We start from the raw sequence: 16,976 nt of genomic DNA on the forward strand, positions 1-16,976 counted from the left end.
ACAAACAATGAATAAAAGCGACAACACACAGTCGCTTTTTATTTTGACCTAAATCAAATCTACTGTACCTCAACGCACAAGCGAATAACATCATCATATTCTGAAAGAGCGAAGCGCTCGCCTTTGTACTAAACTCTCTACCGCATAGTAGTTATTCAAGGGAGTTCAGTACAACAAGCGACGACAAGAATATGATGATGATCGTAGCAAAAGCCACTTGATACAATAAAACCAAATCATTTTTATACAAATATCCGTCTTAGTAGAAATTCAGACTACTCTGTTTTTTACACGATCACATCGGATTTGTGTATTCATTTGTGATCATTCATCTGCGAAAATGAAGTTATCACTTAAATGTAAGCGTTAACAAAAAAGAGGAGCGTCACTTCACTCAACATACTTAACTGTAGCAATCACAACAGAAACGATCCGTTTGATTAACGAAAGGGGAGAATATAATGAGAAAAAAAACAGCACTGGTATTGATGGTTACGATTCTACTTTTTATTACAGCCTGTGGTAATTCAGGTAGCGGCGGAAGTAACGCGAGTGGAGGCACAGACGGCAAAACACTTCGTATCGCATGGTGGGGGTCAGATACCCGACATGAATATACTCAGAAAATTATCGATATGTACAAAGAACAAAATCCAGGCGTGAATATCGATATCGAATATGCTTCTTTTGATGATTATTGGAAAAAGCTAGCACCACAAGCAGCGGCTAATCAATTACCGGACATTATGCAAATGGATGTCTCCTATATTAGCCAGTACGCTAAAAACGGACAGTTGGAAGACCTTACCCCATACTTAGGAAGCAAAATCAAAGTCGATGATGTGACTGAAAATGTACTTAAAACAGGTGTGATTGGTGGCGTACAATACGGTATGCCAACAGGGGTGAACGTTTTGGGATTCCAATACGATCCAGCAATTTTGAAAAAAGCAGGCATCAATGAAATTCCAGACAACTGGACGTGGGATCAATACAAAGAGCTCGCTTTAAAAGCAAAAGACAAAGGCATTTATTTTGATAGCTCGATGGCAGCAGATATTTTCTTTAACTACTTTTTACGTACCAAAGGGCAATCCCTTTACAATGCAGAAGGAACAGCGCTTGGATATGAAGATGATGCGCTATTCACTGAATTTTTCGGAATGTTAGCTGAACTGATCAAAGAAGGCGCAGTGCCTTCTCAAGAAAAATTGAACCAGACCAAAGGAATTTTGGAAGAATCGGATATTGTAAAAGGTACAGGAATTGGAATCTGGCAATGGTCGAACCAATTCGTAGCGTTACAACGTGTAGTCAATCGTCCGATGGAACTTGCTCCGATGGTAGGGCCTGATATGGAAAAAGGGATTTATATGCAACCAAGTATGTACTGGGCTGTAGCAAAAAGCTCACAATCCAAAGACGAAGCAGCTAAATTTATCGACTTCTGGATCAACAACCAAGATGCTAATAAATTGATCAAAGGCGAACGCGGTGTACCGATCTCTGCGGCTGTAAAAGAAGCTGTAGCACCAGAATTAAGTGAAACGGAGAAACAAGTATTTGATTTTGTCGCTAAAATGGAACCGATCAGTTCACCAATGAGTCCACCACCACCTGTAGGATCGGCTGAGATTATTGCAGCGTTGACCGATTATGTAGAGCAGATTAACTTTGGACAAGCAACTGCTGCTGAAGTCGCACCGAAATTCCGGGCAGATGCCAATGCGATCTTGTCGAACAATCAACCGTAACGAACTCGTTAGCAGATAGACATAGAGAACGTGAACCGATCGCTGGAAAGGTATAATCCACTCGGTTCACGATTATTTCTCAAAATCTCAACGATCTGAGGAGGTGCGAACGCTTATGGCTATACGTAATGAGTCTTTAAAAACCAATTTGACTGGATATGCTTTTATCAGCCCTTTTATTATTGGATTTCTGGCTTTCACTTTGATCCCGATGTTTATCTCGTTGTATCTTTCGTTTACAAGCTATAACTTGTTTACTTCGCCGCGCTGGATAGGACTTGGTAATTTTGAAAAAATGTTTACCAATGATCCGAAGTATTGGAACTCGGTTAGAGTCACGATTTATTATGTATTTGTAGGTGTTCCGTTACGATTAGCTTTTGCTTTATTTGTAGCGATGGTACTCAATACAGCATCGCGGATGGTAGGTACATATCGAACGATTTATTATTTGCCATCCATTATTGGTGGTAGTGTAGCTGTATCTATTATGTGGCGTAATATTTTTAGTGAGCAAGGGATCGTCAACCATTTCTTAATGGCTTTCGGTGCTGCACCTGTTAACTGGTTTGGTAATGCGACGGCTGCACTCGGCATGCTGATTACATTATCGGTGTGGCAGTTTGGTTCATCGATGTTGATTTTCCTTGCTGGCTTGAAAAATATTTCACCTGAAATGTACGAAGCCGCCAGTGTTGATGGTGCTTCACCTGTACGCAAATTTATGAATATTACTTTACCGCTACTTAGTCCGGTAATTTTATTTAATCTAATTATGCAGACCATTAGTGCATTTATGACGTTTGTACCTGCATATGTAATTTCCAAAGGAGAAGGCGGCCCTCTGGACGGAACGATGTTGTATTCGCTCTACTTATTCCGCCAAGCATTTATGTTCAACAATATGGGTTATGCGGCTGCTATGGCATGGGTGATGTTGATCTTTATCGGTATTCTAACATTTGTATTATTCAAAACATCTAAAATGTGGGTGTTCTATGAATCAGAAGGAGGACGTTAATAATGGCTGAACGTAAAGCGTCTATCCCTGAATACAATGTAATGAGTAGTAGCCGAGCACAAAAAGGCTGGTTCTGGCGCAAAATCAAATGGCCGATCTATCACATTTTTGTCGGCTTGCTCGCCATCTTAATGATGTATCCGATTGCATGGATGTTACTCAGTTCGTTCAAAGAAAGTCGTACGATCTTTGCGACAGCCAATACATTATTACCTGCTCAATGGATGTGGGATAACTACATTACCGGTTGGAAAGGTGTCGGCGGTTATTCTTTCGGGCATTATATGTGGAATTCGTTAGTGATCGTTGTGATCTCGACAATCGGTGTAGTGTTATCCTCAGCAGTGATTGCTTTTGGATTCGCTCGTTTGAATTTTAAAGGTCGGAACTTCTGGTTTGCGATTATGATGGTCACCTTGATGTTGCCACATGATGTTGTACTGGTTCCGCAATATATTATTTTTACCAAATTAGGATGGCTGAACAGTATCTATCCGATAGTCGTTCCACAATTTTTCGGAGCACCATTCTTTATTTTCTTGATGGTACAGTTTATCCGTACGATTCCGAAAGATTTGGATGAAGCGGCGACGATAGATGGTTGCGGGAAATTCCGTTTGTTTCTACAGATTATTTTGCCATTGATCAAGTCTTCGCTGGCGACAGCAGCGATATTCTCTTTTTACTGGCGCTGGGAAGATCTACTGGGGCCGGTACTGTACTTGAATTCACCGGATAAATATACAGTCTCGATGGGACTGAAAATGTTTTTGGATAGCGAATCTTCTTCCAACTGGGGAGCAATGTTCGCGATGTCGATTGTAAGTCTCTTGCCTGTTGTAGCAATCTTCTTCGCTTTCCAAAGACATATTGTCGAAGGGATCAGTTCTAGCGGGATCAAAGGATAATTGTAACGACAACAAGTATTGTACAATCTGGTAATAATTTAGGATCAAAGCGATCTATGCAAGGATGGTGGAGCCAATGAATCATCAATCAGCCACTCAGACTTCTACAGACCAATGGCGGATCACAGAAGGTGGCGATGACAGCGCAGCATTGGGTGAATCGTCATCTACACCTATTGCATCTATGTCTAATCTTTCAGCGTATGAACCGTTATTGTCACCATTGCGATATGATTTTGGACCGGGAGAAGTCACTCCCGGTTATATCGCTGTGTCTCCTGATGATCGATATGAGAAGAATACCGAAACAGGATTGTCTTATGGATTTGCACATCCAGAAAGAGTATATGGACGAGAGCGAAGCGCTATGTACAGTCATATTAACCGTACAGACCAGATCGTAACGGCTACCGATCATTTACAAAGTAGCTTCTGTATTCCACTCGGTACGTCATTTATAACCGATCTGCCTAATGGTACATATCAGATCCAGATGACAATTGGAGATGAACAAGCAGCCACTCACACGATTATCAAATGTGGAGCAGGGAAGCTAATGTTACCACCTGTAGACACCTTGCCCGGTCAATTTGTGAGCAAATTATTTACAGTTCCTGTGATTGAACATCAACTGCAATTGCATATCAGTGGCAAAGCTCCACGTCTAAATGCAGTAGAGATTACAGCCGTACCGCAAGCACTCACACTATTTATCGCAGGCGATTCAACGGTAACCGATCAGAAGCAAGGCGGAGCACCTTATGCTGGGTGGGGACAGATGTTGCCTGCAAGGTTCAAGCATGATGTCTGTGTCAATAACTATGCGGTATCCGGTCGCAGTTCCAAAAGCTTTATAGATGAAGGCAGATTGGCTGTGATCGCAGATCAGATCAAAGCAGGCGATTTTCTATGTATTCAATTCGGTCATAACGATGAAAAGCATGATCCTGCGCGGGGTACAGAACCATTTACGACATTCAAAGAATACTTATTGCAATATATCGAAGTCGCTCGTACCAAAGGGGCTACTCCAATTTTGATAACTCCGGTTAGTCGGCGTTACTTTGATGCAGATGGAGTCCTTATAGATACTCATGGCGACTATATTGTAGCGATTAAAGAGTTAGCAACAGAGCAACAGATTCCCTTGATCGATCTAGCTCAGCAGACCAAAGTATTGTTCGAGTCACTGGGTGAAGAACAAAGTAAATCGTTATTTGTATGGTTACATCCGGGCGAGTATCTCAACTTTCCTGATGGAATGGAAGACAATACTCATTTTCAAGAACAAGGTGCTATTGAGGTAGCAGGGCTTGTGGCTGAAAGTATTCGTGCGTTGGCGATTCAGCCGTTAGTAATGTATTTGCGCTAAGATCGCTATATTTCTATAAAGGGATCATTGTTATATTTCAAGTTCTATTCAGAATCCAATACGCGATAAGGAAAGGATGATTAGGTATGCCTGCTTTACAATTTGATGAACAGCATATTCGCGATGTGATAGATCGTGTTGTTGAACGTACATTTAATATGGATTTTCGTTGGGATTGGCCGGGTGGTGTTGCTTTTTACGGAATCTGTGAAGCTTATGAAGCGACAGGGAAAAAGGAATATCTAGACAAGCTCAAAATCTGGATCGATGAGCAGATCGAAGAAGGATTACCACAACTATCTGTAAACGGTGTATCGATCGGTCATTGTCTGCTGACTTTATATGAAGCAACAGGCGAAGAAAAGTATTTGGATATTGCCAAAGAAATGGCAGAGTTTCTAGATAGCAAAGCAGAGCGTTTTGCCGATGGCATTTTCCAGCATACCGTTAATTCGTTAACCGATGTATTTCCACAACAAGCATGGGTAGATACGATGTTTATGGCGGGCTACTATTTGCTACGAATCGGTCATTTGTTAGGCAATGAGAAGTATATTGAAGATGGCTTGAAGCAATATCATGGACATGAAGAATTTTTACAAGATAACGATACGAATCTGTATTATCATGGTTGGGATCATGTGAATCAGCATCATATGTCAGGCATGTACTGGGCGCGTGGTAACTCATGGGCAGCACTCACAATGGCAAAAGCACTCAAATTTATTCCGGTGCAACATCCATCGTATATGATTATCGATGGTTCTTTGCGAGATCAATTAAGTGCTCTGGTGCGTCTACAATCACCAGAAGGATTGTGGCACACAGTTCTTACCGATGAAACTTCGTATCTGGAAACATCCGGTTCTGCTGGTATTGCGACAGCGTTATTGTTACAAGGCAGGCTGTATAATAAATATACGCAAAAAGCGATAGATGGCATTTTGTCGAAAATCAAAGAAGATGGCACTGTTACAGGTGTGTCCGCAGGTACAGCCGTCATGAACGATATCGACGGCTACCGCAAAGTTCCTGCCAAACGTATTCAAGGGTGGGGTCAAGGATTAGGTTTGGCTTTTCTAGCTCAATTGGTACGTACCAAAGAAGACGTATTTGGTTGATTATCATGAAGCGATCATATCGATCGTTATTTTGAAAAAATATAGTATAGTATTATTCCTGGACATTTTAATTCAGCAAATAAGATATAAAAAAACACGCTGTTCTTATTCAAAGAGCAGCGTGTTTTCTTTAGGTTACATGCAGTGAAACGACAAATTTCTAGCTGCTTTGTCTTACCGTAACATTCGTTACTTTTTCATCAGAACTTTTAGTAATAAATAAAGTATAATGCTTAGAATCTTTCTCAATAGATAACACTTTGTTACTTTCGATAGGTTGAACGTTCCACTTATCCTGTTTTAATTTCGCAATATAGTCTGTAGTTAATGTACCAAATGTTTCCGGTACTTTGTAATTTTTTAGATCATTATCAGAAATCGTAGCTACTTCTGTAGCACTTGAAGGAACAGGCAAGTTATTTAATTCAGCCACATAAGAGAACGTATCCTTTGATGGTTGAGAAGCTGTAGAATTTGAGCAAGATGCAAGTAGAAAAACAAAACAGATTAACAAAAAACGCATATCTTTCCCCCTTCTCTAGACAGGTGAATTGTATAAGTTTAGAGCAGAGGTTGCTTCACAATCGAGAACTGATGATCTAGATTTTCAACGATCATATAGAGTAGACCATTCTCGTATTTAATAAATTTGGATACGGTGTTGTCAGATGTTTTGGACATTTGCCAGATTTCTTTGCCGTTACGATCGTATAAATAATTTTTCTGCTCATTATCGTCTATAAGAAAGACTTGATTGTTATTATAATCGGTTGTCCATTCTGCATCACGATCAGCTAATGTACGGATCATTTCATAAGTAGGTTGACCTGTAGCTAGATTGTAACGTGCATAGATTGGAAAAGGTTTGTCCGTATTTGCGCCTAACGCATTGCCTTTAATATTGGTAGTGTAAAGAACCAGTTCATTATTTTGCAATTGAAAATCAGCATCGATATTCCATGGAATCGTAATGGTTTTGCCTTTAGCTGTAGGATGAGTGATATCCCAGATATAAAAGACCATTTGCGTTTGCATCAAGCTACCACCATGATATTGAGCGACTACATAATGCGAGAATGTTTTTACTTGAGACGGATTAGCACTTTCGTAATTAAATGTATGCTGAATATTGGGTATTGTGCTTAGAACAGCTTTTGTCCAGGGTGCTTGATAGACAGATAACTGCTTGCTCGATTGAACAACAATTTGTTCTTTGCTGGTAGACGTAGGAGCAGACCATGCTAACTGTGAACCATTTCCCGAAATGGCTTGATACAGATGAGCAGGTAACGTAACAGTAGAAAGCACTTTGCCTAACGTACCTGTAGCTGTCGATAATGTGATTTTTTGTAGAGATTGTTTGTGCTCTACAAGCAATACTAATTTGTTAGAACTGGTTAATACATCATAGCTAAAAATGCGTTCGTACGATTTTTTCCAGAGTGACTTGGATGTATTCAGATCCACGATTTCTATACGTTTATTTGCCATATCTGCCAGTACCGACTGATTATTTGGTAAATTGACAATCTGTGTATCGATCCGAAAATCATCGGGAAAAGATAAGTGATCATCTGTAGGATTAGCAGCAAATGCTTGTACCGGTAATAATAGCAATAGTGTTAATGTTAAAATCCATTTTTTCATAGCAGGTAATCCTTTCTGCACATCCTTTATTTTATATAGCATACCTATATATATTATAACGTATATTTGAAGCATGTGTACTATTTAGATTTGACGAGGAAAATAATAGGCTTTATGGTAATAATATAAATAACGATTGGGAAAAGGGGTTGCTTTTATGGCTAGCGAACATATCGTACTCAATCAAGGACAAAATACCAATCTAGCGCAAGGTCAATCATTACAAGTCATGATTCAATGTGATGCTTCACCATCACCGCTGGATATCAGTTGCTTTATGGTGAATGAAGCAGGCAAAGTACCTTCAGATGATTATTTTATTTTTTACAATCAAAATGTCGATCCACATCAATCGGTAAATTTGACACAAGCGACAGAGCGGAGTACGCAATTTTTATTAGATATGAATAAATTGCAAAATGCTCCTATTGCCAAATGTGTATTTACAGCTACTTTGGAAGGAGCAGGCACATTTGCAGAAGTGCAAGGATGCAAAGCTGTGCTTACAATCGGCGAACAAGAGATTACATATACGGTTACAGAAGCGACAGCAGAGACAGCACTTATTTTTATAGAAGTGTATCGTTATCAACAAGGATTCAAAGTACGGGCGATTGGACGTGGATTTTTTGGCGGATTACAGCCTTTAGCAGAGTCGTTTGGTGTAGAGATTGATGATAGTCCTGAAGAAACGGTTTCTTCGCAAACAAGTTCAACTGAGCCGACACCTGCTCCGGTTATTTCTGAACCGTTATCTACACCTGAACCTGCAACACCACCGTCTAATCCATCAATGGGCAAAATCGATCTTCTTAAACGTAAAGTGACCTTATCATTGGAAAAGAAACAGGTACCACCGATTCAAGCGAGAGTGGCTGTAGTGTTCGATGCTTCCGGTTCTATGTATTCGTTATACAAAAAAGGGATTGTCCAAGAAGCGTTTGAACGTATTTTGGCGATTGCAGCAGCATTTGATGATAATGGAGAATTGGACGTATGGTTTTTTGCAAAAGAATTTTTACGTGCTCCAAGTGTACGTGCCGAAGATTACAAAGATTATGTCGCACGCACTTATAAATTAGGAAGCAAAGGTGGAACGAACAACGAACCGCCTGTGATGGAAGATGTGATTCGCAGATATACAGTCGAAGAACCGAATGTACGTATTCCGACATATATTATCTTTTTTAGCGATGGTGGAGTTAGTAGTAAAAGCAAAATTACCAAGTTAATTACCGAAAGTTCTCATCAGAATCTATTCTGGCAGTTTGTTGGACTGGGCAATGCCAATTACGGTATTTTGCGTCAGTTGGATGAGCTGAAAGGACGATTTATCGATAACGCCAGCTTTTTTGAATTAGACGATATTTCTAAAGTTAGCGATGAAGAGCTATATGATCGCCTATTTAACGAATTTCCAAGCTGGATTGTAGAAGCAAGACGTAAAGGAATTTTGGCATAATTGAACAAGAGTGAAGAGTGAAGAGTGAAGAGTGAAGAGTGAAGAGTGAAGAGTGAAGAAGCCAGAAGGTAGTAAAGCATCTTGTATAATGCAGAGATGATTTTGACTACCTTTTGGCTCTTTTTTGATTTGGTAGAAGGAACAGAGAGATGTAAACTAATTTATTTAGATAGAGAAAGATGATATTGCTATTAATATAGCAGTGATGCGTAACATCTGATTTTTCGTGTTTACATATCAACTTTCTATTTAAATAAAATAAAAATTTTACAACAACGATTAGAGAAGCTTTCCTTTTGAAAAGAGTACTTTATAGCGTTTCACCTTTTTGCTGTTATCATCTGCTTGGATCGATATTGTGTATGTTTGCCCCAATTGGTTCCCAACACGCCGAGAATAATTAAGGTTGTACCGATGATATGGTAATACATCAACTGTTCATGCAAAAATACACTACCTGCAATCATCGACGTAATTGTCGCAAAATTGCTAAATACGCTCATTTTGGTTGCTTCCAGATGAGATAGCGCATAACTGGATAGCAGAGTCGTTCCAAGCGAAGACAATATTCCTAAGTAAAGCAAAGCGAATCCGTAATGTGGTTCTGCGAACGGTTGAACATATTCTACCATAGTCCCGAGTACCAGATGGCGACCAAGTGCTACAACATTAAATAATACACAAGCGGTAATCATCGTTACCCATGTTAATTGAAGAGGATTGTACTCTTTTGTTAGTGGACGAGCCAGTACCCCATACCCTGCAAAACAAAGCGCAGACCCGACCAACAACAAGATTCCCCCCAGATTACTAAGCGAAAAGTTCGTACCGCCTTTCATGACAAAAATAAACACAACCCCTATTACAGACAGTAACAGTGATCCTTTTTGTATCCATGACGATTGTTCTTTAAGAAAATAAGTTGCTAAAATCAATGTAAAAATAGGTGCTGTTGCTTGTATAATGCCAGCTTCAGCCGAAGAAGCATACAATAATCCGAACGCTTGAAAAGCAAAAAATAAAATCGGCGATAACATCGCTAATGGCAAGATGCGCCAGATATCTCGCCATGTGCAGGTGACTTTGATCCAACCTAGCAGAATAGGAATCCCCAAGACGATAGTAGATAACAAAAATCGATGAGCCAGTACGTCCAATGGATGTGCTGTATCGATCGTCATTTTCATAAATAAAAATGAAAATCCAATAATCAGTGCATAAGCTAGAGCAGCCAGATAAGCGGGCAGACGCTGTGAATCTGTAGACATCGGTATGACCTCCAAGCGATAATTTACTATAGGATAAGATCGCTTATTCACTATAACGTGGCTACCAAATCGGTCACAATAACGATAAAATTCATCTGTACCGATACAGATGTAACAGAGGATGATAGAAGAATAGATTTAAAATATGTCATACTGATCATAGAAAAAGTAATAAGCGTATTGTGCAAAAAAACGAGTATATAAATAATTAGATACTGTTATTTTTCCAATTTAAGAATGAAAAGATCAATAAGGAGTAGACTGATGAACAAACAACAACAGTTAGTGGCGCAGATCAAACAGGAGATTCAAGCAAGCACTTTACTATCCGGTCAGAAGCTACCTTCGATTCGATCTATGTCGCAGACCAACTCTTGCAGTCCATCGACTGTGATAGGAGCATATGAACAATTAGCGCGTGAACGCTGGATATATGCTATCGATCGGAGCGGATATTATGTTGCGCAACAAGGATATGATCAACAGCGTTATCCTGTACGTGAAGTGGTTGATTTATCATCGGCAGCGCCAGCACCTGAATTGTTTCCTTATGATGATTTTCAAAGTTGTCTGAATCAAGCGACTCATGTTTATCGAGATCAATTATTTTCGTATGGGATGCCGCAAGGATTACCTCCATTATTGTGTGAAGTGAGACAACAGTTAGAAGAAGTGCAAGTATTTGCGCGGGAATCTCAATTATTTGTGACATCAGGAATACAGCGTGCTTTGTCGATTCTGACAATGATGCCTTTTCCAAATGGTCGGCAGACGATTATGATCGAGCAACCAAGTTACCATTTATTGATTGAATTACTGGGAGCATTGCATGTGCCGGTAGAAGGAGTAGAACGCACAGTTAATGGACTGGATTGGGAGCGAATCGAAACTCTTTTCCAGAGTGGAGAGATCAAGTTCTTTTATGTGATTCCACGATTTCATAATCCATTAGGAACATCGTTATCGATAGTAGATAAGAAGCGATTAGTCGCATTAGCAGCAAAGTACGATGTGTATATCGTCGAAGATGATTATTTGTCCGATCTAGAACATGCTGTCTCGAATGATCCGATGTATGCGTATGACACGTCAGAGCATATCATTTATCTCAAAAGCTATTCTAAAATTCTTTTTCCTGGTCTGCGGATCGGTGTAGCGGTTTTGCCTCAAGCATTAATCGATACCTTTTCTCAATATAAACGATTGCTCGATATTGATAGTTCTGTGCTTTCTCAAGCGGCTCTACATATGTATATCAAAAATGGAATGTTTACCCGTTATCGGCGGTATCTACTGGAAGGGTACGATCGCCGGATTACTCAATTACATCGTACATTGGATGCTTTATCTGCTGATCCTATTTTTGCTAATGCTCCGCGTAATCAGGCAGTGCATACATTTTTGCGCTTACCTGATAATTTCCCGACTTCAGTCTTAATCAAGCGCTTAGCAGAACAGAAAATCATCGTAGGCGATGGTAGTCAGCACTTTTTGCCAGACAGTCCGTATACGATCAGTCTATTACGGATGAATGTATCCAATGTACCTGAAGAACAGATAGATTCTACGTTGAACATTATCGCTACAGAAATTCGCAAGCTATCGATTACACCCAAGCTAAAAAAGTAATATAGTCATCGACTAATGATAATCGTTCTACAGTGGATGCAGTTCAGGCAAAAGAAAAGCGACCTGTGATATATTCACAAGTCGCTTGCTTGACGTTAACGATCAGTATTCTATTTGGATACTGTGCATCATATTGAGCACTTTAACCTTATTTTCCTGCGGCAACCAATTTCAATGCTTCATCAGCCGCTTGCAATGTCTGATCAATATCAGCATCCACATGAGCAGTTGTTAAGAACCACGCTTCATATTTGGAAGGAGCCAGACACACACCACGATCTAGCATATGACGGAAGAATGCTGCGAATTTCTCGCCATCGGTATCTTGAGCTTGATCATAATCGGTCACTGGATGATCGCAGAAATGCGTTGAAAATGCACCACGAATCCGGTTAATGGTCATCGCTACGCCATGACGATCCGCAGACTCACGCAATCCATCGGTTAAGCGAATCGCTAGACGTTCCATTTCTTCATAGACACCTTCGCCTTGCAACACTTCCAGACAAGCAATCCCTGAAGCAACAGATGCCGGATTACCTGCCATTGTGCCTGCTTGATAAGCAGGGCCTAACGGAGCCACTTGTTCCATAATATGTTTGCGACCACCATAAGCACCGATCGGCAGTCCACCACCAATAATTTTACCAAGTGCTGTTAAGTCAGGCATGATCTGATCATGATTATCTAAGCCTGCATATGTCTGACTGGAACCATAATGGAAACGGAAAGCTGTGATCACTTCATCGTAAATCACTAAAGCGCCATAATCATGAGCTAACTTACATAATCCTTCTAGAAAACCAGGAGCAGGCATGACCATACCAAAGTTACCGACAATCGGCTCTACCATTACGGCTGCAATCTGATCGCTCCAGTGCTCTAGTGCTTCGCGTAATGCTTCTAGATTGTTAAATGGTACAGTGATCACTTCTTGCGCGATACTGGTTGGAATCCCTGCACTATCTGGAATCCCTAGTGTTGAAGGGCCAGAACCTGCTGCCACCAAGACTAGATCGGAGTGACCATGATAACAGCCTGCGAATTTGATAATTTTGTTGCGTTTGGTATACGCACGCGCGACACGAATCGTAGACATTACCGCTTCGGTACCGGAGTTAACGAAGCGTACTTTATCCAGAGAAGGAATACTGTCTTTAAGCATCATCGCTAATTGGATTTCAAGTTCTGTCGGTGTACCGTACAGGATGCCATTTTGCGCGGCTTTGGTAATCGCTTCAGTAATATGTGGATGCGCATGCCCGGTAATGATCGGCCCATATGCTGCTAGATAATCGATATATTTATTGCCATCAACATCTGTAAAATGAGCGCCTTTAGCGTTAGCCATAAATACAGGTGCACCGCCACCGACAGCTTTAAATGAGCGAGACGGGCTATTTACACCGCCTACAATATGTTCTAGTGCTTGTTCATATAATTGGGAAGAACGTGTTCGTGGATTCAATACAATCGCTCCTTATTCAAAATAACAGCAACCACCATCCAGACAAGAAAAAAGCGCCCTTTATATGGGCGCTATACCTACAGAGGTGACGATGATTGAACTGCGCTACTTCTAGTTTACCATTGTTGCTACAGAATGTTGAGTGATTATCTTAACAGGTTTACTGAACCGAAGAACTTGAGCTATTTGATGTTGAGCTTGAAGAAGAGGAACCACCTGTATTCGTTGGACTTGAACTTTCTGTACTTGAGCTTGAATTGGAACTGCCTGAAGAACTATCCGAACTTGTACCGCTTTTATTAGTACCTGTAGATACCGGTGTTGGTTCTACGGCTGATTTATTCAAAGCTTCTTGTACATACTTTTGTAACTCTTCGCTACTCTTAATACCGATCACATCAGCGCCGCCTACTTTTTTCTCGGCTAGTAGATCGTCTGGAGGCAGTTGGTCACTACCATTCATTTTACTATCGTAAGCAACCGAAGCTAGTTTCCATAGATCGTCAGTGCTCAAGTTCGTATCAATATACGGATTCACCTGTTCCAAAATCGTTGGCAGATTCATAATCGAAGTCGTTGATTTCATTTTCTCGCCAACCGCTGTTAAGAAAGCACGTTGTCTTTCGGTACGGGAAAAGTCAGACATCGCATCATGACGGAAACGTACATATTGTAGAGCTGTTTTGCCGTCTAAATGTTGCATACCTGCTTTGAGATCGATATCATACATGTGTTTGTCTGCGGCACTGGTATAATGCATATCTTTTTCAACATTAAAGTCGATACCGCCTACAGCGTCAACCAGTTTGATAAAGCCTTGAAAGTCAGTATAGACATAATATTGAATCGGAATACCTAGCAAGTCACTAACGGTTTTCATAGCTGTATTCGGGCCATGGGTAATCGCACTATTGATTCGGTTCTCGCCATAACCAGAGATCGGAATATACGTATCACGCAGGATCGAGAACAAATGAATTGTTTTTTTGACAGGATCAAGTGAAGCGACAAGCATGGTGTCTGAACGTGGAATCTCACCATCGTCTGCACTACGTGAATCAACACCCATTAAAAGAATATTGACCGGTTCCGTTCCTTCCCATACAGGAGGCTGAGTGACGGCTACGTTGGTCGGTTGGACATTTTTGAACGGGGATGCATCGCCTGTTTTTTGTAATGCATCAATTTGGTTATATACTGCTGTGAAGTAATAAATCGCATAGCCTATAACCGCAACTACAATAATCGCTACGGTCCAAAGCAGCGTTCGCTTTGTTTTTACATTCATGATCTTTCTTCCTTTCGAGGGTGAGGTCTATACTATGTTTTCAGAATCTTAATGCCAATTTGAAAAATTGTTTATCACTTTTGATTGCTCTTCATGACACCCGTACATTATAATTTTTTTTTAGGCAACAATCAATTACAGCGAATTGACAAGATTGTTATAAATAGCGCCCTATTTAGCGCATATCTAACATGAACATCAATCAAGCATAAAGGAGATACTCATGCAGGCGATCGAAGTACAAGATTTACGCAAAACGTTTCAGATTCAGAAGAGCCGCGGAGGATTAACCGGAGCACTCAAAGACTTATTCGCAAGGCAATATAATGAAGTTGCTGCGGTGAACGATATTACCTTTTCAATCCCACAAGGAGAAATCTGTGGGTATATCGGGGAAAATGGTGCTGGCAAATCGACCACGATCAAAATGCTTACTGGTATTCTTGTCCCTACATCCGGTCAGATTAAGGTTAACGGGTATGTGCCTTATCAAGAACGGGAAAAGTTCGTGCAGGGAATCGGTGTTGTGTTCGGACAAAGAAGTCAGTTGTGGTGGGATATAGGAGTGATTGAATCTTTTCAATTGCTTCGTAAAGTATATCAGGTATCTGAATCAGATTACAAAAAACGCCTCGACGAGCTGGTCGAACGTCTACAATTACAAGACTTGTTAAGCCGTCCAGTGCGTAAGCTGAGTCTGGGTCAGCGGATGCGTTGTGAATTAGTTGCAGCATTGTTACACAATCCATCGATTATTTTTTTGGATGAGCCTACGATTGGTCTCGATATTGTCGTAAAGTCCGAAATTCGTGAATTTCTCAAAGACCTTAACCGTACGCAAGGGACAACGATTCTACTGACAACTCATGATTTGCAAGATATCGAAGCATTGTGCTCACGCGTCATTATGTTAGACGCAGGAAACGTTATTTATGATGGCGGCTTGGATGATCTCAAGACTCGCTGGGGCAAAGGCAAAGAAGTACGCTTCCAGTTCGGCAAAGCAGTCACTGCTTCTCAGCTCCAATTATGGACAGCTAGTCTACCGGTACAATGGACACAAGAAGGTGAACTTGTTGCTACTGCATTGGTGACCGCAGATACAGCCGTATCCGATGTGCTGACAGCAGTACTTAGTCAGGTCGAAATTCTGGATATTCAGATTTCCGAGACCAGTACCGATGAAATTGTACGTCAGATTTACAGTTCCGGTTCAGCAGAAAAGCCGGAGGTTAAGATTCATGTCTAGTCTGTATTGGGATTTTATTCGTATTCGTTTTTTGACGATGCTTGCTTATCGAGTCAATTATTACTCAGGTATTCTGGTATATACGCTCAATATCGGTGTGTATTATTTTACATGGCAAGCGATCTATGGTGGTAAAGAACAGATTGCAGGCTTTACAGCAGCACAGATGACCACCTATGTTGCTGTTTCGTGGATGGCACGTTCGTTTTATTTTAACAATCTAGATCGGGAGATAGCGACCGAGATCCGAGACGGTACGATAGCGATTCAGTTTATCCGCCCTTATAACTATTTGATGGTCAAAATGATGCAAGGATTCGGTGAAGGATTGTTCCGTTTCTTATTATTTATGATCCCAGGGATGTTAATCGCTTTACTGCTATTTCCTGTGCAATTGCCGACAAGTATCACTTCTTGGATCGGTTTTCTGATCATGTTATTTTTTAGCTTTTTGATCAATTCACAGATTAATATTATTATCGGAATGCTTGCCTTTTTTGTTGAAAATAACGAAGGAATGATGCGGATGAAACGCATTGTTGTCGATCTATTTTCAGGATTGCTGATTCCGATTAGCTTTTTCCCGGGTTGGTTGGTATCGATTATGAATTTTTTACCTTTTCAAGCGATCACGTATTTGCCAGGTTCGGTATTTACAGGACGTGTCAAAGGAACAGGAATTTTGGAAGTGTTAGGGATTCAGGTAGTATGGTTTGTTCTATTATTAATTCCAATTTATTTTATATGGCGTGCTGCTCGTGTGCGGCTGTTCGTACAGGGGGGCTAAGC

General features: G+C 40.6%; 14 protein-coding genes. 9 read left to right on the forward strand and 5 right to left on the reverse strand.

Features of this window, described 5'->3' with window-relative positions:
• Positions 1-461 precede the first annotated feature (461 nt).
• The 5 genes from ACFSGI_RS01480 (at position 462) to ACFSGI_RS01500 (ending at position 6,176) form a co-directional block, all read left to right on the forward strand.
• Complete coding sequence (locus tag ACFSGI_RS01480) at positions 462-1,754, forward strand: ABC transporter substrate-binding protein (RefSeq protein ID WP_204826614.1); 1,293 nt, start codon at positions 462-464, stop codon at positions 1,752-1,754.
• Between the two features lie 115 nt (positions 1,755-1,869).
• Positions 1,870-2,775, forward strand: coding sequence for a carbohydrate ABC transporter permease (locus ACFSGI_RS01485; RefSeq protein WP_204826615.1), 906 nt, complete (start codon positions 1,870-1,872; stop codon positions 2,773-2,775).
• Between the two features lie 41 nt (positions 2,776-2,816).
• Positions 2,817-3,683: a carbohydrate ABC transporter permease gene (locus ACFSGI_RS01490; RefSeq protein WP_379282260.1), complete on the forward strand. Its 867-nt coding sequence runs from the start codon at positions 2,817-2,819 to the stop codon at positions 3,681-3,683.
• 184 nt (positions 3,684-3,867) lie between these two features.
• Positions 3,868-5,055: a rhamnogalacturonan acetylesterase gene (locus ACFSGI_RS01495; RefSeq protein ID WP_204826675.1), complete on the forward strand. Its 1,188-nt coding sequence runs from the start codon at positions 3,868-3,870 to the stop codon at positions 5,053-5,055.
• 86 nt (positions 5,056-5,141) lie between these two features.
• Positions 5,142-6,176 (forward strand): glycoside hydrolase family 88/105 protein, encoded by a 1,035-nt coding sequence (locus ACFSGI_RS01500; RefSeq protein ID WP_204826617.1) that lies wholly within the window; start codon positions 5,142-5,144, stop codon positions 6,174-6,176.
• 160 nt (positions 6,177-6,336) lie between these two features.
• On the opposite strand, the gene ACFSGI_RS01505 is transcribed toward ACFSGI_RS01500, so the two are convergent.
• Together ACFSGI_RS01505 and ACFSGI_RS01510 are read right to left on the reverse strand one after the other, a co-directional pair.
• Positions 6,337-6,699, reverse strand: coding sequence for a hypothetical protein (locus tag ACFSGI_RS01505; protein ID WP_204826618.1), 363 nt, complete (start codon positions 6,697-6,699; stop codon positions 6,337-6,339).
• Between the two features lie 38 nt (positions 6,700-6,737).
• The gene (locus ACFSGI_RS01510) at positions 6,738-7,823 is read right to left on the reverse strand and encodes a hypothetical protein (protein ID WP_204826619.1); all 1,086 of its coding nucleotides are present in this window, start codon (positions 7,821-7,823) and stop codon (positions 6,738-6,740) included.
• Positions 7,824-7,980: 157 nt separating this feature from the next.
• On the opposite strand from ACFSGI_RS01510, the gene ACFSGI_RS01515 reads away from it, so the two are divergent.
• Complete coding sequence (locus ACFSGI_RS01515) at positions 7,981-9,285, forward strand: vWA domain-containing protein (protein WP_204826620.1); 1,305 nt, start codon at positions 7,981-7,983, stop codon at positions 9,283-9,285.
• A 320-nt stretch (positions 9,286-9,605) separates the two neighbouring features.
• Here the strand turns inward: ACFSGI_RS01515 and ACFSGI_RS01520 are convergent, their stop codons facing one another.
• Entirely contained in the window at positions 9,606-10,553 is a 948-nt protein-coding gene (locus ACFSGI_RS01520) for a DMT family transporter (protein ID WP_204826621.1), read from the reverse strand.
• 264 nt (positions 10,554-10,817) lie between these two features.
• Here ACFSGI_RS01520 and ACFSGI_RS01525 point away from each other — a divergent pair, with 264 nt between their 5' ends.
• Positions 10,818-12,182: an aminotransferase-like domain-containing protein gene (locus tag ACFSGI_RS01525; RefSeq protein ID WP_204826622.1), complete on the forward strand. Its 1,365-nt coding sequence runs from the start codon at positions 10,818-10,820 to the stop codon at positions 12,180-12,182.
• 148 nt (positions 12,183-12,330) lie between these two features.
• On the opposite strand, the gene ACFSGI_RS01530 is transcribed toward ACFSGI_RS01525, so the two are convergent.
• On the reverse strand, positions 12,331-13,650 hold the full coding sequence (locus tag ACFSGI_RS01530; RefSeq protein ID WP_204826623.1) for a glutamate-1-semialdehyde 2,1-aminomutase: 1,320 nt from the start codon (positions 13,648-13,650) through the stop codon (positions 12,331-12,333).
• A gap of 160 nt (positions 13,651-13,810) precedes the next feature.
• Entirely contained in the window at positions 13,811-14,938 is a 1,128-nt protein-coding gene (locus ACFSGI_RS01535; RefSeq protein ID WP_204826624.1) for an LCP family protein, read from the reverse strand.
• 223 nt (positions 14,939-15,161) lie between these two features.
• Between ACFSGI_RS01535 and ACFSGI_RS01540 the strand changes: the two genes are divergently transcribed.
• Both ACFSGI_RS01540 and ACFSGI_RS01545 read left to right on the forward strand, forming a co-directional pair.
• On the forward strand, positions 15,162-16,187 hold the full coding sequence (locus tag ACFSGI_RS01540) for an ABC transporter ATP-binding protein (RefSeq protein WP_204826625.1): 1,026 nt from the start codon (positions 15,162-15,164) through the stop codon (positions 16,185-16,187).
• Positions 16,180-16,974 carry an ABC transporter permease gene (locus ACFSGI_RS01545; protein ID WP_204826626.1) on the forward strand — a complete coding sequence of 265 codons (795 nt, stop codon included), beginning with the start codon at positions 16,180-16,182 and terminating at the stop codon, positions 16,972-16,974. The genes ACFSGI_RS01540 and ACFSGI_RS01545 overlap by 8 nt, the downstream gene beginning before the upstream one ends.
• Positions 16,975-16,976 lie beyond the last annotated feature (2 nt).

The organism is Paenibacillus nicotianae (assembly GCF_042681745.1).
Lineage (GTDB): Bacteria > Bacillota > Bacilli > Paenibacillales > Paenibacillaceae > Saccharibacillus > Saccharibacillus nicotianae.